The following is a 17,193-nucleotide window of genomic DNA, read 5'->3' on the forward strand; positions in this document are numbered from 1 at the left end:
GAGTATAGAGAAGAGAGTCATAAAAGAGTGTAATGATTTTATATCTTTTAAGCTACACTCGATTTTCAAGAATAAAATCGTGTGTAATCTTAGGGTTAAGCCAATAAAAGAGCTTGTTCCAGTCACTTGCTTCAGGAATGGACTTAAATAGAATACATTCGATATCTAATAAGTAATCCGTCAAGTAGTCAGAATAATTTGTGACCAACAAATCAATATTGTTTTCCTCAAAATAGTCTTGAGATAAATCACTTGAATTAGGATAGTAGACATTATGAAATTTTCCAAAGTATTTCTGGGACCAACTTTGAACGTAGTGGCTAACATAAACATTTCCTTCAAAAATAAAAGCGATGTTCTTAGGTTCCCCCCAAAAAGAACTAAGAAGTGTTTCTGTGTGCAAGACAAGATTTGAACAAATATCCTCAAAACTGTTCGGTGCAAACAATTCTTTGAACTGAGACGTAGAGGTAAGAAATGAAAAATAGTTAGAGTACTCTTGACTAAAATGATTTATTACAAATCCATTTACATCATCAATGTTTATTGGTGACGCTCCAGTGAGTAATTCTTTTATTTTCATAGTAGTAAAGAATGATTCTAACAATATAACAGCTCCTGCAGTATCTTTAATATCAGGTTGTACTAAAAGATAAAAGCTTTTCGTTAATTCTTTAATTGAAGGCCATGTATTCATTATGTTACAAAATCTGTCTTCAATTATTGGATTGATGATTTTTCTGTGACAAATGATACACCCAAAAATATAAATTAGCTCATTTTCTGATGGGATAAATCCAAAATTTGTTGAAATTGATCGATGGACTTGTTTAAACGTAGTAAACAGTTCTGTTTTATTAATGATTTCTATAAGTTTAGAATCTAGATCTACTTTATGTCCTAATCTAGCTCTCTCAAGAGAAATATAAAGCAAGTAACTAAAATAGCCATACGAAGTAAACTCATGCGAATTCTCAGGAAATAGTTCAGAAATATCATAGATTACTTCTTGAGTGCTTATAGACGGAAACACTGTATGTGGAGTAATATCCATTTCATAGTAAAATGCACAAAGAAAGCTTCGAATATTTACTTCGTCTCCTTCAAGAGTAACTGGATTTGCATGAAAAGTAATCTTATAAGGTGCTAAATGAAGGTTAGCTTCTCTTAAGTATTTTCGTAAAGTTTTTTCAGTCATATGAAGAATTTCAGACCATTCCGATAAAGGATGAATTTCACCAAAAAAAATAGATTCTAAGATAATAAAGATTGGTTCATTTCTTAAGAGGGCTCTCTTCTTTTCTATATACTCACTCGGTTTTATTTCTTCGAAAGAGTATCCGTTTTCTGAAGAGGTTAACTTTAAAGTGCCTCCAAAATAATCTCGTATAGCACCTAAATCGGTTATCAATGTTCGAGGAGAACTACTCGTAAGATCAATTAATTCGCTAAGTATACACGCCTTATTTTTTTCAAAAAAGTTTAAAATTTTTAACCAGCGAATAATGGATTTATCTGTTACAAACTTTAGTTGGAAGTGCTTCAATAAAATCTCCTCCTAATTAAAAAGGGATCGTCAATAATTTTGTGTAAATGATTCTTCCCTACTGCAGATTGTTTCTAATTCTCAATCAGTTGGCTTAGCATTTGTTCAAGTTCGCCTTCGGCCTGTTGAAAGCCTTTATGACTGCGACCTAGGAATTTTTGGTTGTAAGTATCAAAAGACGAGACTAAGAAACGTTCCATCGACTCTTCGTTTTGGAACTGTTCCTTGCGGTGGCTGTATTTCTTGATTTGCTTATTAAAGGATTCAATCAAGTTCGTAGAATAAATACTCTTGCGTATGGCCAAGGGGAAATCATAGAAAGTGAGCAAGTGATCGTTCGAAAGAATCGATTCAACCACTTTTGGATAGCTGGTTTTCCATTTTTCCGCAAAAGCACCACGTGCTTCCAACGCCACCTCTTTAGATGAGGCTTGATACACCATTTTAAAATCATCACAGACTTCCTTACGATCATCGACACGCACTTTGTGACTGATATTACGGGAAACGTGTACACAACAATGTTGAAAACGAGCTTTGGGATAGAACCGACTAATCGCTCCTACCATCCCCTTTAAGCCATCCGTGATGAACAGGAGGACATTTTTCAAACCGCGCTCTTGAAGGTCCAATAAAATTTCCTCCCAAATCGTGATGGATTCAGTCGGTGCAATCGCATAGCTCAATACTTCCTTTGATCCGTCCGGGCGAATGCCAACTGCGATATGAATCGCTTCCTTGGCGACGGTTTTCCGCTTTAACGGAATATACGTTGCGTCCATATAAATAGCAGCATAACGGTCATGAAGCTCCCGCCCTTTAAACGCCGTTACCTCTTCTGTAAATGATTTTGTTATATTGGACATGGTTTGGGGCGTGTAGTGATGCCCATACATTTTCTCAATCAAGTCTGCGATTTCCGACATGGTAATACCTTTTCGGAAGAGGTGAATGACGGTCTCCTCTAACGTGTCATTCGTCCGTCTATAAGCAGGAACAGTCTGTTGCTTGAACTCACCATTGCGGTCGCGCGGAATCTGGAGATGAAGTTCCCCATACTCGGTCTTGACCGTACGGTCATAGGAGCCGTTACGAGAATTACCCGTGTTAAAACCAATGCGATCATACTTTTCGTAATCTAGGAAAGCCGTTAACTCCGTTTTGAGAAGCGTATTGACTGCTTTCTCCAAATGGACACGGAATAATTCATTCAAATCGCCTTTGTTCGCTAGAGTCTTTAGAATTTCTGTAGTAAAATCGTTCATAGGGAAGTCCTCTCTTCTGTGAATGTGTTGTGGTAACTCTATTCTACAGAAGGGACTTCCTTTTTTCTATTTACACAAAATATTTTACACTCTCATTAAAAAAGCTATAGACTATAATTATATATCAATTATATATTTTATAAATAGTAACATGAAATCTTCTATTTGTAATCAATATAATTCGAATAGATTTCTTACCAACAACCCCGCTCAGATAATCAGATATTCAATGGATCTACATTGGGTATTTGATATAAGGAAAGAAACTGCATGATATATCGCAGAAATAGATTTTTAAATATTGATTTAGTTGTGTAGTATTTGGTCTAGGATAAAGAATAGTTAAAATATGATTTCTTATCCTTCAAAAAATTCCCATATCCCATGAGGATTACAAGTGAAAAAAAACTGTTTTGTAGGAGTTATTGAAGTAATTGCAGGATTGGAATATCTTATCTTAATTATATTAGGGAATACATGCTATTAGATAAAATATATTTTACGAGGAGTAAGTCAATATGATAAATGCTGAAAAGATAAGTACTGTTGAAGACTATCTCGCTCCTATTGATGAAAGTCTTGAGAAAAGTGACTTATTTGTAGAAAGTTTACTACTTAGAGAATATTACGAATCATTAAAAAGTGAGTTTAGACTTATCTTGGAGAATTCCAAAAACAACACATTTTTAAAGATTGCGGAACTATTACGGATAGATGCTCAATTTCAAATAATGGTCGAATTCTGTACAAATTTTCATTGGAGTAATTTTGAGTTAGAAGAAGAAGGATTGGTTGAACTGATTAGAAATGATTGTCAATACTTTTATCGGGAGCTTTCAGGGCTAACGATGCATCACCAACCACCCTGGGGCCTCATTTATTTGAGTGAACGTGTATAGAGAGGAACTGAGGATATTGAATAGCTCATTAGACATTTCTAAGGTTAATGCAAATAGAATCAAAAAGTCCTTTACTATTTCTTACCCGACGATAGATAGTTTTGGTCGATTAATGATAACTCAGTTAATGAATTGGTGCATTGAACTTTCGTTTATCCATTTAGAAAATGTTGGATTTGAATACCAGTATTTTGAAAAAAAGTATACAAATTGGATTGTAAATGAGTTCGCTATGAATTTCGAGCGTTATCCTGTATATAATGATCAACTTGTTATTGAAGCATACTCAACAACATTTAATAAATACTTCATGTATAGAACGTTTGATTTTTTTATCGATGAAGAACATGTTGGTTCTTTGGTATTAAGTCTATCTCTTATGCATCTTCAAAAAAGAAAGATTACTTCAATACCTTCTGAAGTTGGTCACGCCTTAGGAGCAAAAAAAAGCAATCGCCTTATTCGGTTTCCTGTAAAATCTAACGTGCAAGAGGGGGCTGTATTATTGACGTGTTTTGAAGTCCATCAAAGTGATATTGACTATAACCAGCATGTCACGAATAGTTCATACTTTAAATGGATATTCGATACTTTATCTCTAGATTTTTTGAAGGATAAAGTCATTCAAAACTTCTTAATGCGTTTTGAATCGGAAATTACAGATACTGCATTTGTTTATATAAAAAAAATTGTTAATGAGGGAAGTACAAATGCTGAAATAAGTTGGGAGATCGGGATAAACGACTCCCGAAGTGCAATAGCTTCTGTTGTTTGGAGCAACGTGTAAATTACTTATTGACCCTTTAATAAATAGGGGAATTATCCCAAAATATTGGGTGTTGATTGCATAGGTTATCTTTCTAATAACTTAGATACGATAAATTGGCTTTGAAATATTTGTATCTTTCATTTATAAATTAAGTAACGATCCTACTTCTCGGTTATCCTTTGTCAGAGGGGATAGTAGCTGTATCAATGGAACTATTTTGCTCCCTCGTAATGAAATATCTTCATTTATATTATCTTATAATTAATCAATCAAACCAACCTTCTATCTAAGAATACTGACTCTCTGGGAAAGGATAATCGAGAATGATACTTATTGTATGAATGAAATGATGCAAGATGAAACTGGAAAATATTGAATAATAAGAAGCGTTTATCTAATCAAAAAGGAAAAGTCCATGTAAATTTTTAAGGTTGATAATGAATGAAAAATAAACTGGTTCACGTAAAAATTGTGAGGTTGACGGAAAATCAAGAGTAGGTTAACTGTTCAAAAACTGTAGCAGGTGTACAAAGTTTAAGTAAGCAACTTGTGATAACGCGGCGTTCACCTCTAAATTACAAAAACATTAAAGGCGTGGTTGTTGTGTATTCGAGTGGGCTAACTAAAAACTATTCTTCTTTGGAACGTTGTTCAATTGAAGAGGAACTTAGTAGTGTAACCATTCAAAGGGTCATTCGAGCCTAATCTACAACACGAGATGGCAGAAAATTCTTTCTTATGTAAATTTGGTTTAGAAAAAGTTTACATCACTGACATTTTGAGCGAATGCTAATGTTTTTAGTCATTATTAAGCGAACAGCTAAGTAGTCAGTGGATGAAATGATTGGGTAATTTTGTGAAAAGACTATTGTTTGTATCAATCAACTAGACTTTTGAAAAATATTTCACCCAAAATTTCTGTTGTTAAAAAATGGAAGCATACTTCTGGGTTCCATAATTAAACGTAATCAGTACTATAAAAAAAGCGGAGGTTTACTATGAAAAAAATTAGTAAAGGCATTTTTTGTTTAGGTACAAGTGTATTGTTACTAGTTAATGCTTCTCCTATAGATTATCCTTTCTCCCCCTTGGCTCGTGGTACTGTTTTGCGCAATTATCGACGAAGAAATGAGCTATTAGAAGCATACAGTGAGTTAAAAGAAGGATAGATATTGAGACAAAGAGAAAGATTTTTCTCTTTGTCTTTTTTATGTATCAAGCTCTCTGTTTCTTATATCCGAGATATAAAAACTGAATCGACAGATAGGCAATGGAAGGGATTAAATGTTTAATAGTATTTAATCAGAATAAATTTAGATAAAGAATGATTAGAAAATAAAGGTTTTCTGAGCACTCTTATTTGGATCAAACTTCTATTATAATTTTTCTGTATTGTGAACGCAAAACTGTAACAAAATCTATGTTCAACTAAAAGTAGGAGTGGATGAATTTTAAAACAATTCATTTTTGTGGTCAGAAACTTAAAAGTTTTTGACCCTTATTTTTCAAATCATTTTGATGGCTCTATCGGCAGCTCACTTAATTAGGTTCATTAAGTACATTACATAATGTTAATTATTAAAATTCAAATACGTTGTTTGTTTAATCATAAGTTATTAAATAAGTAGCTATATAAATTTAGTCAATGATTAAAAAATTCGTATAAAAATGATATAATTGTGATAAGAAATTATATTTGGTGGAGGGGTCAAATTTGAGTCAGTTAGAAGAAAAAATCAATTACTATCAAGGAGCAAATAAAGCAGAAAAACCTCTAAGTGAAGTGCAAAAAACTATTGCACAAGCCATGCAAATGGAAAATCTTTCTATATTGATGGGCGCCGGTTGTTCTAGTTTTCTTATCAATAAAGAAGGAGCAGCCGTAAAAGAAGAAGCAGCCATATCAACAATGGCTGGTCTTTTTAAAGCTTTTATAGAGCAACACCAAGACTTCAAGATATTGGACGTCAGTATAGAAGATAAAGTTAACCAAAACCTTGAAGAACTAATGGACTTTATGAATGCGCTTAGACAAGTAAACCATATTAAGGAAATTGATGAAGAGATCGATAATAAGATTAATATTGTTAAAGAATTCATCACAGATAAAATTACTCAGGGCATGAATTGTAGTGAATTATCTGAAATTTATAAAAAGTTTTATTTAAAAACAATTTCATCAAGTAGAAAAAGTCCGATTAATATAGTAACTACAAATTATGATATGTATAATGAACGCGCATTGGATGAATTGAATTTTATCTATAACAACGGGTTTACTGGTTCATATAGGAGAACATTTAATCCAAATATATATAAATATATGTATGTAGACAACATGAATTTAAATAAGGATATATGGAATAGAGTAGATCATTTTTATAATTTATACAAAATTCATGGATCGATTTCATGGAAGAAAAGTGGAAATGATATATATGAAGTGTCTATGAATGAAATAGATAAAAGTTCTCTCGAAAATGTGATGATATACCCAACCCCTTTAAAAGATAGAAGCACCTTAATGGTACCTTACACAGACTTGATGCGATCATTTCAAGATAATTTAACTCAAAAAAATAGTGTATTAATTACATTAGGGTATAGCTTTGGAGATGATCATATAAACCGAATAATACTAAATAATTTATCAATTCCTTCATTTAGACTAATCATTTTGGGAGAAACTGATTATATAAATGGTGATAGTGAAGAAATAGAGACCAATATAGGAAAAATTAGAAATATGGATGATAGTAGAATTACAATCATTAATTCTAGTAACAAAATTCATTATTTTAAAAATTTTGTTGAAAAGTTGATGCCAGCTATTCCAAGTGAGGAACAAGAAAAACAAAAAATTTCTGATCAAATAAGCAAAGTTTTCTCAGATTTGAGCGAAAGCGGAGGAAACAATAATGGGTAATCGTTCTATTGGAAGACTAATTCTTATAAAAAACTCCATTGTTTTAGCAGAAGTATTCAACAATATAGATAACTATATAAATACATTTGATGGAACCAGGTTTGTTGGAGAGATTGGAACATATGTGTCAATTTATGAATTAGGTCGAACACTCATAGCGGAAGTATTATCTGCTGAAAGTTCTCAGCATGCTTCCAATGCTCCATTAGCTAAGCCCAATGCAAGCAGAATTATTTCATTAAGATTGATAGGCGAAATTACCAATAATGAGTTCTTTTTTGGGGTATCTAAGATGCCATTATTGTATTCTGAAGTCCACATTGTTACAAATGAAGAATTAAATGTGATGTTAGATGTATCCAATTCTGAAATTACCGTTTCGGATAGTAATACAAGAGTCTCAAAATTTTCTTTAGGAAAGTCAGTGTTATTCTCAGAATATGATGTGAAAGTAGATTTAGATAAATTTTTTGGCTACCACTCAGCTATTTTTGGAAATACTGGGGCGGGAAAGTCTAACTCTATTGCAAGAATAATTCAAAACATATTTTTAAAGTCAAATTATTCAGCTCTTGGATCTAGATTGATACTTATTGATTCAAATGGAGAGTATAAAAAATCTTTTTCTGAAATAGAAAAAATAAATAATGATATTAAGTGTCAATTCATAAAACCTCTCTCCGATCAGGATAATTTTGAAGTTCCAATTTGGCTTTTATCAGTAGATGATTGGGCTATCTTGTTAAATGCATCAGAAAAAACACAAATACCGGTTTTGAGAAAAACCATGGAAGTAGTTAAAATTTTTTATTCTGAAAATGATAGTTCTGAAGAAGCTAAGAATCATATATTAGCTTCTACTATCACAGGTATATTAAATAGTTCCGAGTCATCTCCATCTAAATCGGATAAAGTATGTTCATTATTGACCAACTTCCCAACTAAAAGCATAAAACTAGAAACAAAAATTAATAGTAAAAAAAATTTAAGAGACAGTTTGAATGTTAATTATGGAAAAATAGATGATATTGAAAATATAATATCCTTTCTACAAAAATATATAAATTTCTCTCTAATGGAAGAGATAAAATATAATCAATTAGTGCATTTTTCTCCTAATGATTTTTTAACAGCTATGAAATTTGCGATTCTATATGAAGGTAGCTTGAACAGTCAAAGAGTACAGGAGTACACCGCACCATTGGTTTCTAGGATGCAAAGCTTAGTAGAGTCGCCATTCAGTAAAATCTTTAATAAAACTAGATTTAAAAATAAAGAATCCTTTTTTGAGGAACTCTTGGATAACAGTAATATTTTAAACATAGATATAAGCGCTATGGATGATTCGATGTCGGAAGTACTTATAAGAGTATTGGCCAAAATAATTTTAGATTATCAAAAAGGCCATCAAAAAAAAGCAGATAAACCCATAAACTTATTTATTGAAGAAGCACATAGGTATATAAAAGATAATGGTCTTTCACATGGAACATATGATTTTGATATATTTCAAAGGATTTCAAAAGAAGGTAGAAAGTATGGTTTTCTAATATGTGTTTCTACACAAAGGCCTAGTGATTTATCAAAAACAGTAGTTTCTCAATGTAGTAATTTTATTGTTCATAGAATTCAAAATCCGGATGATTTAAATTATATCTCTCGAATGGTGCCTTATATCGACAGAGATACCATTGATCGCTTAACCTATCTACAAACAGGGCATGCTCTCGTTTTTGGCTCTGCAATTAAAATTCCTATGTTGACTTCGTTTGCAGAAGCAATACCTAACACAGATGGAAATAGTGCTAAAATATCAGAAAAATGGTATTTAGAAAAGTAAGTTGATTCTATTAAATAGACTCATTTTCTTCCTCGCATTTTTGATTCCAACATCTGATTTTAATATGACAGAGTATTTGAATAAAATTTTCCGACGAAAGAGACACAAGCTAGTTGTGTCTCTTTGGCGAAACAAGCGCTATCCATTGTGGCTCTAAGAGAAATGCACATTTCTTTTTGAGCCTTTTTCGTTCGCTCGTTTTAAATAAGACATATTGCATATTATAATGGTATTAAGTCTTATTAGGAGGGAGAGAGAAAATGAAGACAGTTGAACCCATTCGAGACAAAAAAAAGATCGATGCCATGAAAGCAATTTTGGCTTCTGGAAAATATGGCCAACGAAATTTGGTGCTTTTTTCAATCGGGATCAATACGGCGTATCGAATTTCTGATTTGCGTCAATTAAAACTGGCCGATGTGTTAGAAATTACTCGTGGCCGAGTAGTGGTAAAAGATCGACTATCAATGAAGGAACAAAAAACGGCGAAACACAATTCGGTGTACATTTCCAATAAATTGCGAAAAACGATTTTAGAATATGTGCAGCAGGAATTTCCAGAGCAGCTCCTTCAGCAGGAATTTGATCACTACTTGTTTCCAAGTCGCAAAGGTACAAACGAACCGCTCAATCGCCAAAGCCTTTGGCGTATCATTCATGATGCTGGCACCGCAATCGGACTAAAAGATATTGGGCCGCATTCAATGAGAAAAACATTTGGCTATTTCCTCTACAAGCAAGGAACAAAAACAGAAATCATTCAATCGCTGCTTAACCATTCTTCCCAGCGTGAAACGTTACGGTATATTGGAATTACGCAAGAAGACAAAGATACAGCAGTAAAAAGTTTAGACTTATAATGGCTTGGTCGGAAGAAAAGTGAAAGGAACAATCTTATGGAAGCTAATAAAAAAAGTTTTTATGAACAATACAAAAAAGAAGTATGGGTAGTAAGTGTAGCTGTTATTGGCTTTAGTTGTATTATTCTTATCCCTTTAGTCGTTCAAGGGTTAATCGATTGGGATACAACACATAAAGGATCGGATGATGGATGGTTAGGTTTTTGGGGAGGATATCTTGGCGCTATTATCGGAGTTGCTGGCGCTTTAATGGCTATTCAACTTCAATTATCCTATGAGAAAAAGCGTTTTAAAAAGGAAAGTATTTCTAGAGATAAAGAGCTAGAAGAAGAGAAACAGTCTAGAAAATCGGACCAAGTAGATAATACCTTTTTTAATCTGTTGAATCTCTTTATTTCTCAACAAAATTCTTTGATTTCAGAAAAAAATCCTGATCGAGATCTATTTGAAGATATGTTGGAAAAAATAAAAGAAAATTCTATGGTTGCTTATAGGGAACAAGGACTATGCTACTTTTATAAGAATAAATCAGATTTACTATTTCTCCTGGATAAAGCATTGAAAGCTTCAGAAACATATGTAGATACAAAGCTGCCCATCTTAACAGAAGTTGAGCGTGAATCATTAGAAACTATGTCAGAATTGGATTGGGCGGTTACGCCACATGAAAATTATGGTAGTCTGGATTTCAAAGATGTATATTTTGAGTCAATTCGAATAAAAAATATTCGAAATCTAAAAGAAGATATTGAAAATGAGAAATTCTTTGAATTAGACTCAAGTTCAAGTGAACTATTTGGAGTTGATAAACTACTAGATAATTTAAATTCTGTCATGTATAGGAACAAACTAATAGAGCCGGAAGATAAAAATTCAGTTATGCAAATATACCATTTTCTCGAGGGATACACTGAAGTAAAACAAAATGTAGAACTTGAAGAAGAAAGAAAAAAAGACGTAGTTGAAAAAGCTCAAGCATCATATTACAAACAAGTCGGATCCTATTTCAGAATATTTCACAGAATAATAAAGTATCTAAATGAGAATGTAAATGATAGAGAAATCAAGAAAAATTATATCGGTTTTCTACGAGCAAACATGAACGAAAATCAAATGGCCATGTTATTCTATAATATTAACTATACTGCGCGAGGTGCGGGCGCTATAGACGAACTCAAAAGGACTGGATTCTTTGGTGAGAAAAACGAACTTAACGATATAAAAACCGCGCACTTCTTTAGTTCTGAGACATTAGTTTGGGGCAATTATGATTTGACAAAAATGCAGGAGTTTTGCTAGTAGAATAAATGTAGATATTGAACATGCTGAATTTTTTCGTATCTGTTTCTTGTGCTATACTTATATCTACAGAATTTAACATTCGTTGCTAAGTATTATATTTTCAAGCAACGTTCTTTTTGGGGGATCGGCTATGGAAGAAGAAAAAATATTTGAAAAACGCTGGCAATTAGCTTCGACTGAACAAAAAGCAAGATATAACAATTTGATATCCTCCTACCCTACTATCGACTGGACATTTAAGGAAAAGAAGTACTTACTTTGGTTATGTCAACTCGATATCGATACGTTTGAAACGTTTGAAGTGATCCTGAGTAAAGTTAAACAAAACAATAACAAAAGAGCGAATCTATAAAAGATTCGCTCTTTTTATTTTGCTACTTCAGTACGATTTAATTCTGGCATGTCAGCTGTAAGATAGTTACGTGCGAAATCCAGATCTGTGATCCAATCTTTTATATGATCTCTTTGAATAATAAGCGGCATACGATCATGTATTGGGGATACTGAATCGTTAGGTTTTGTCGTCATAATAATCGATTCCGTTTCAAATCCTGCACCTGTTTTATGCACACGATAAAATCCGCCCAAATAAAAAACATCATTATCCCCTGCAGTAAACAATAGTTTTCGTTTTTCGGAATCCCATTCATAGAATCCGGAGACTGGTATGACGCAGCGAGTTTCTCTGAAGGCTGTAGAAAAAGTTTTCTTTTCTTCTACTGTTTCTGAACGTGCGTTGATCATAAGTTGACCGGGCTTAAATCCTTGGAACCCCCACTGAGTGATTCCTGGCACTACCATTGAATCCTGATTAAGTCCTAGTGTTACTATATAATTAGTTGGAAAAATTTCATTAAAACCAACACGAATATGTTTAATAAACAAAGCTAATTTAGTTGAAGTAGTTGTTCAATAATCGAAGAGCTGCCTGGTAAAAATAAAAGTAGACTACCTATGACTAACAAGATCCCTAAAACAAAACAGGCTATTACGAATTTGGTTGATCTAGATACTTCTTTATTTGAAACACTTATGATCAACAGAGTTATGCCAACAGCTAACGTTAAAAAATACCAAAATCCCATTGTTATCGCCAACTTTCTTTGAATAGTTTTTACTTTTAAACTGTTTAATAAATTTTATCATAGGCAAGAAGAACTATGTGGATCGGCGAACAATTTTTTTCAACGTATCTTCCTAAACTTCCTGAAGCAAAACATGGAATCACCTTTTCTGCCGCAACGTTCTCTATTGTATTGGCACCGATCAGTGAAGAATACTTGATACGGGTCAAACTTTTACCTTTTTTGATTCGACGCACGAATTTACCAGCTGCAGTTCTTTTCTCTAGTTTCATTTTTTCTGTTTTACATGGGCAGGTTTTTCTACTGCCCTATTTTTTAAACAGCCTGGTCTATTCCTGGGTTGCTCTCAGAACGAAAAAAGCCTATGGATCGATGATCGTTCATAGTGCTTACAATTTTATCGCCCTGATTCCTGTTTTATAAGAAATTTAAACCATTTTTCGTTATACTGATTATCAATCACAAAAAAGAGGTGTGTACGTATTGACTACCGTAATTTTAGCAGAAAAACCAAGTCAAGCAGCTTCCTATGCAGGTGCTTTAAAGCATAGCGTGAAAAAGGATGGCTTTTTTGAGATCCAAGATCCAATTTTTTCAGATGAGACCTTTATCACCTTTGGCTTCGGTCATTTGGTCGAATTAGCAGAACCAGGACATTATGATGAAAAATGGAAGAGTTGGGCATTGGATACATTGCCTATCTTTCCGCAACAATACGATTTTCAGGTCGCAGCTGATAAGAAAAAACAATTTAAGATCGTTTCCGGACTGTTAAAGAAAGCCGATACGATCATAATTGCAACAGATAGTGATCGAGAGGGAGAAAATATCGCCTGGTCGATCATCCATGAATCAGGCGCTTTTTCTACTAAAAAAACATACAAGCGTTTATGGATCAACAGTCTTGAAAAAGATGTGATTCGCAGTGGGTTTCAAAACTTAAAACCAGGAATGGACTATTATCCTTTTTATCAAGAAGCACAGACACGGCAAATTGCCGACTGGCTCATTGGCATGAACGGGAGTATGCTTTACACGTTGAATCTTCGTTCAAAAGGGGCAAATGGAACGTTTTCTCTTGGACGGGTACAAACACCAACGCTTTACATGATCTATCAACGCCAACAAATGATCGAGCATTTTAAAAAAGAACCATTTCATGAAATCGAATCATTGATCAAGGCAACGAATGGCTCGTTCAAAGCCCTATTAAGCCCGTCACAACGTTTTTCTACTAAAGAGGAACTACTTTCCCTTGTTTCTTCTAAGGGCGCTGCAATCGGCGCACAACCAGGAACGATCAAAGATCTTCAAACAAAAATGAAGAAAACGAATAGTCCCAATTTATTCTCATTGAGCAGCCTGCAGTCAAAAATCAATCAGCTGTACAAAGCAACAGCCAGTCAGACGTTGAAAGCCATGCAAGGACTGTATGAAGCAAAATTGTTGAGCTATCCAAGAACAGATACACCATTTATTACAGACAGTGAATTTCAATACTTAAAAGCGAATTACGACAGTTACGCCCGTTTTTTATCCATAGATGAACCCATGACGCAAGATCAGCCAAGAAAGCGATATGTCGATGGTAGTAAGGTGCAAGAGCATTACGCCATTATTCCAACGAAGCAAGTCGCAAGTGAGTCAGCCTTTAATAAATTAGATGATCTACAAAAGAAAATCTATCTGCTCGTCATGAAAACAACGATCGCCATGTTTTTACCAGATTACACGTATGAAGAAACCGTAATAGAAACCATGGTGTCAACTCTCTGTTTTAAAGCGACGGGAAAAGTGCCAAAAGTCGAAGGATGGAAGATCTTATTCAAAGCCGATACCAACAAGGAGAACGAAGAGAGCCAAACATTACCAGCTGTGATGATCGGTGAAGCGATTCAAGCGGAGGTAAAAAGCGTACAGAAAGAGACGCAGCCACCGAAACCATTTACTGAAGGCACGTTGCTTACAGCAATGAAAACGGCTAATAAGACCGTAGATGATGAACAAGCGATCAAGATCCTTCAGGAAGTCGAAGGAATCGGTACAGAAGCGACACGTGCGAGCATTATTGAAACACTGAAGCAAAAAGAATATATCAAAGTAGAAAAAAATAAATTGATCGTCACCGAAAAAGGAAAATTACTGTGCCAGGCAGTCGAAAGCCAGCACTTATTGACGAGTGCTGAAATGACGGCAAAATGGGAAACGTACTTAAAGAAAATCGGTAAAAAAGAAGGGAATCAAGAGACATTTATTGCCAATATCAAGAAGTTTATTGTGCATTTGATCGAACACGTGCCAGATGATGTTCAGAAGTTGAATTTCCACACCTACCAAGCGGAAGTCAAAAAAGAAGCTGATAAGCAGACGATCGGTAAATGTCCGAAATGTGGCGGAAATGTGGTGTTGAAAAAGTCTTTCTACGGTTGTTCGAATTATCCCAACTGTACGTTTACGTTATCTGATCAGTTCCGGAAGAAAAAATTGACGAAAACCAATCTGAAGGATTTGTTAGTCGGGAAAGAAACCGTGGTTTCAGGAATCAAAAAGGTAGACAAGACGACCTATAATGCAAAAATCAAGTTGAGCGATACGGGACAGATCACTTTTGTATCATTTGTCAATGCGCCAAAAAAAGCAAAGAAAGCAGGGAATAAAGCATGATCAATAACGTCGTATTATGTAGGAAGATTAACGAGAGATCCAGAATTAAAATTTACACCGAACGGTGCTGCAGTGGCCACGTTCACTTTGGCCGTGAATCGAAATTTTACCAATCAAAGCGGTCAAAGAGAAGCTGACTTCATAAATTGTGTCATTTGGCGTAAACCAGCCGAAACCCTTGCCAATTACGCAAAGAAAGGGACGCTTCTCGGCGTGACTGGACGTATTCAGACAAGATCTTACGATAACCCACAAGGACAGCGAGTGTACGTCACAGAAGTCGTGGCAGAGACGTTTCAATTAATGGAATCAAAAGATGTGTCTGAGCAGCGTGCGAATGAATTCAACGAAACAGCTGAAAAAAGCAAACCAACACCGCCACCGCTACCTAAACAAGAAACGGATCCATTTGCACAAAGCAGCTCGGCAATCGATTTACCAGATGATGATTTGCCATTTTGAGAAACAAAGACGAAAAAAGACCTGGAAACCCCAGGTCTTTTTTGATATAAAATTCAGGTTCAAACGACAACTGTTTGTATCACCTATCATGAAAAGAGGAATAATGTGCGATTATTTGATGTTCACCAATTTGAATTACCTAAAAAAGAGGTGATCGATTGGGAAAAAACCAAAGGAGAGATCGGATCGATGCTCTCTAGTTATCTTGTTTCAAGAGAAAGGATGGGATTGAGGAGGATGCCGTCGATTCATTCAACGTATTCGCTCTTAGACCAAGATATACCAGAAATCAAACACTCTAGCTTTGTTCAAGAAAATCAGCAGTTCAAACAAGAGTTTCTTTATTTTCACCACTTGTTTTCTTTGGGTCTGACGGCCATTAGCCATCCATATAAACCAGAAATCACCGATCGGAGACGAAAGATTTTTTTGATGCGTTTTGTCTACGGATTATCAATCAATCATGTGAGCGATCGGATCCATTATCAGAAAAATGTGATCGTCGATGATTCTCAATTAGGCTTACTGCAGTTTGCGAATGCTTTGTCTATTTTGGCTTTAAAAGAACAAGAGATCTCTGCCTGATCCTGGTATTTTTTTCTATCGATCACTTCGGGTTGTGTCAGCAACACGGTTTCTGAAGGAGCGGTGGTGGTGGCTGGAGCGACTGAAGGAACAAGCATTTCAATCGAATTTAGACATAAAAAAAACGCTAAAAGCCTTGATAAATATAGGTTTTTAGCGTGAGTTATGGTATAATATGAGTACAGTAAAGTTTGTGACGGTGGCGCTTTTTTTGAAAGTGAGGTGGTGCATTATGAATGTACTATCGAAATCTGAAGAAAGGAGTAGCCTTTTGCAAGATGTGGATATAATCGGCATTTTGTTAGCAATAGCGCCTGTTTTGTTAGCCTTTATTGGTTTAATCGAAGCATGTGTGAAACTAGCAGATACGATTATAAACACTCGTTCTTCTAAGCGTAAAAGCAAGAAGAAACGAAAAAAGAGTGCAAAAAAATAACCGTCAACTTTAGCAGGGTTACGGTTATTTTTAACTAATTGATCCGCCGCCGTCTTAAACGGTGCTGTAGGGGAGTTGTTAGCGCAACTCCTCTTTACATAGTAATTATAGCAAGATTTCAGTGAAATATCAACCTTTTGCTCTACAGACGTGCCTTGCACGTCTATTTTTTTTGCCCTCCTAAGTGGTGGAGGCGGCTGGAACGTGGAGGGCAAAAAAGATCGCTTTTCTTTCTTAAAAAAGGTCTAAGTACCACCATTGTTCCGAAATTTAACCATCCATTTTCTCGGTATTCTTAATCCATCAGGTACTTGAAATACCTTTCATGCGCATGAAGAAACTGAGTGAACAATGGAAAATGGTACAACAGAAAATAAAGGCACCTTTTTAGATCTTTTTTCAGGAATCGGAGGATTTCGTTTAGGGATGGAACAAGCTGGCTACCGATGTGTTGGGTATTGTGAGATCGATGGCCATTCCAGAAAAAGTTATCAATCAATTTTCGACACAAAACAGGAGGTAGAAATGCATGATACCACAAAACTTTCATGTTA

General features: G+C 34.7%; 16 protein-coding genes and 1 pseudogene. 14 read left to right on the top strand and 3 right to left on the bottom strand.

All coding sequences use genetic code 11. The features are described from left to right. Positions 1 to 52: 52 nt before the first annotated feature. Both IGJ74_RS04140 and IGJ74_RS04145 read right to left on the bottom strand, forming a co-directional pair. Positions 53 to 1,546, bottom strand: a complete 1,494-nt coding sequence (locus IGJ74_RS04140) for a helix-turn-helix domain-containing protein (RefSeq protein WP_218193455.1) — start codon at positions 1,544 to 1,546, stop codon at positions 53 to 55. Between the two features lie 74 nt (positions 1,547 to 1,620). Beyond that, on the bottom strand, positions 1,621 to 2,811 hold the full coding sequence (locus IGJ74_RS04145) for an IS256-like element ISLgar5 family transposase (protein WP_002324630.1): 1,191 nt from the start codon (positions 2,809 to 2,811) through the stop codon (positions 1,621 to 1,623). A 518-nt stretch (positions 2,812 to 3,329) separates the two neighbouring features. On the opposite strand from IGJ74_RS04145, the gene IGJ74_RS04150 reads away from it, so the two are divergent. From IGJ74_RS04150 to IGJ74_RS04185, 8 genes are all read left to right on the top strand, one after another. Then, on the top strand, positions 3,330 to 3,710 hold the full coding sequence (locus IGJ74_RS04150) for a DUF7006 family protein (protein WP_218193617.1): 381 nt from the start codon (positions 3,330 to 3,332) through the stop codon (positions 3,708 to 3,710). 16 nt (positions 3,711 to 3,726) lie between these two features. After that, positions 3,727 to 4,497 carry an acyl-[acyl-carrier-protein] thioesterase gene (locus IGJ74_RS04155; protein WP_218193616.1) on the top strand — a complete coding sequence of 257 codons (771 nt, stop codon included), beginning with the start codon at positions 3,727 to 3,729 and terminating at the stop codon, positions 4,495 to 4,497. A gap of 980 nt (positions 4,498 to 5,477) precedes the next feature. Then, on the top strand, positions 5,478 to 5,648 hold the full coding sequence (locus IGJ74_RS04160; protein ID WP_218193615.1) for a hypothetical protein: 171 nt from the start codon (positions 5,478 to 5,480) through the stop codon (positions 5,646 to 5,648). A 545-nt stretch (positions 5,649 to 6,193) separates the two neighbouring features. Then, a complete protein-coding gene (locus tag IGJ74_RS04165) occupies positions 6,194 to 7,405 on the top strand; it encodes an SIR2 family protein (RefSeq protein WP_349708532.1) in 1,212 nt (403 codons plus the stop codon). After that, positions 7,398 to 9,245, top strand: coding sequence for an ATP-binding protein (locus tag IGJ74_RS04170; protein ID WP_420699092.1), 1,848 nt, complete (start codon positions 7,398 to 7,400; stop codon positions 9,243 to 9,245). Before IGJ74_RS04165 ends, IGJ74_RS04170 begins: the two co-directional genes overlap by 8 nt. A gap of 260 nt (positions 9,246 to 9,505) precedes the next feature. Further along, the gene (locus IGJ74_RS04175; protein ID WP_005225257.1) at positions 9,506 to 10,105 is read left to right on the top strand and encodes a tyrosine-type recombinase/integrase; all 600 of its coding nucleotides are present in this window, start codon (positions 9,506 to 9,508) and stop codon (positions 10,103 to 10,105) included. Positions 10,106 to 10,141: 36 nt separating this feature from the next. Further along, complete coding sequence (locus tag IGJ74_RS04180) at positions 10,142 to 11,404, top strand: putative phage abortive infection protein (RefSeq protein WP_218193583.1); 1,263 nt, start codon at positions 10,142 to 10,144, stop codon at positions 11,402 to 11,404. A 133-nt stretch (positions 11,405 to 11,537) separates the two neighbouring features. Next, the gene (locus IGJ74_RS04185) at positions 11,538 to 11,759 is read left to right on the top strand and encodes a hypothetical protein (protein WP_086295837.1); all 222 of its coding nucleotides are present in this window, start codon (positions 11,538 to 11,540) and stop codon (positions 11,757 to 11,759) included. Positions 11,760 to 11,773: 14 nt separating this feature from the next. On the opposite strand, the gene IGJ74_RS04190 is transcribed toward IGJ74_RS04185, so the two are convergent. Then, on the bottom strand, positions 11,774 to 12,292 hold the full coding sequence (locus IGJ74_RS04190; protein ID WP_420699096.1) for an SOS response-associated peptidase: 519 nt from the start codon (positions 12,290 to 12,292) through the stop codon (positions 11,774 to 11,776). Positions 12,293 to 12,567: 275 nt separating this feature from the next. Here IGJ74_RS04190 and IGJ74_RS04195 point away from each other — a divergent pair, with 275 nt between their 5' ends. The 6 genes and pseudogenes from IGJ74_RS04195 to IGJ74_RS04220 all read left to right on the top strand — a co-directional run. Further along, positions 12,568 to 12,915, top strand: a complete 348-nt coding sequence (locus IGJ74_RS04195) for a CPBP family intramembrane glutamic endopeptidase (RefSeq protein ID WP_255324187.1) — start codon at positions 12,568 to 12,570, stop codon at positions 12,913 to 12,915. 60 nt (positions 12,916 to 12,975) lie between these two features. Continuing rightward, the gene (locus tag IGJ74_RS04200; RefSeq protein WP_218193582.1) at positions 12,976 to 15,156 is read left to right on the top strand and encodes a DNA topoisomerase 3; all 2,181 of its coding nucleotides are present in this window, start codon (positions 12,976 to 12,978) and stop codon (positions 15,154 to 15,156) included. A 72-nt stretch (positions 15,157 to 15,228) separates the two neighbouring features. Continuing rightward, positions 15,229 to 15,618, top strand: a complete 390-nt coding sequence (ssb, locus tag IGJ74_RS04205; RefSeq protein ID WP_420699101.1) for a single-stranded DNA-binding protein — start codon at positions 15,229 to 15,231, stop codon at positions 15,616 to 15,618. A 105-nt stretch (positions 15,619 to 15,723) separates the two neighbouring features. Next, the gene (locus IGJ74_RS04210; RefSeq protein ID WP_218193581.1) at positions 15,724 to 16,203 is read left to right on the top strand and encodes a transcriptional regulator; all 480 of its coding nucleotides are present in this window, start codon (positions 15,724 to 15,726) and stop codon (positions 16,201 to 16,203) included. Positions 16,204 to 16,435: 232 nt separating this feature from the next. After that, entirely contained in the window at positions 16,436 to 16,639 is a 204-nt protein-coding gene (locus IGJ74_RS04215) for a hypothetical protein (protein WP_010750032.1), read from the top strand. A 351-nt stretch (positions 16,640 to 16,990) separates the two neighbouring features. Beyond that, a pseudogene (locus tag IGJ74_RS04220) lies at positions 16,991 to 17,188 on the top strand (DNA cytosine methyltransferase); the annotation flags it as partial. Between the last annotated feature and the right edge of the window lie 5 nt (positions 17,189 to 17,193).

It is taken from the genome of Enterococcus sp. AZ009 (assembly GCF_050548785.1).
GTDB lineage: Bacteria > Bacillota > Bacilli > Lactobacillales > Enterococcaceae > Enterococcus_D > Enterococcus_D entomosocium.

Coding starts and splice junctions, on each gene's coding strand:
- IGJ74_RS04145 (WP_002324630.1), bottom strand. CDS start 2,811: ATGAACGATTTTACTACAGAAATTCTAAAGACTCTAGCGAACAAAGGC.
- IGJ74_RS04180 (WP_218193583.1), top strand. CDS start 10,142: ATGGAAGCTAATAAAAAAAGTTTTTATGAACAATACAAAAAAGAAGTA.
- IGJ74_RS04150 (WP_218193617.1), top strand. CDS start 3,330: ATGATAAATGCTGAAAAGATAAGTACTGTTGAAGACTATCTCGCTCCT.
- IGJ74_RS04185 (WP_086295837.1), top strand. CDS start 11,538: ATGGAAGAAGAAAAAATATTTGAAAAACGCTGGCAATTAGCTTCGACT.
- IGJ74_RS04195 (WP_255324187.1), top strand. CDS start 12,568: ATGTGGATCGGCGAACAATTTTTTTCAACGTATCTTCCTAAACTTCCT.
- IGJ74_RS04160 (WP_218193615.1), top strand. CDS start 5,478: ATGAAAAAAATTAGTAAAGGCATTTTTTGTTTAGGTACAAGTGTATTG.
- IGJ74_RS04170 (WP_420699092.1), top strand. CDS start 7,398: ATGGGTAATCGTTCTATTGGAAGACTAATTCTTATAAAAAACTCCATT.
- IGJ74_RS04215 (WP_010750032.1), top strand. CDS start 16,436: ATGAATGTACTATCGAAATCTGAAGAAAGGAGTAGCCTTTTGCAAGAT.
- IGJ74_RS04175 (WP_005225257.1), top strand. CDS start 9,506: ATGAAGACAGTTGAACCCATTCGAGACAAAAAAAAGATCGATGCCATG.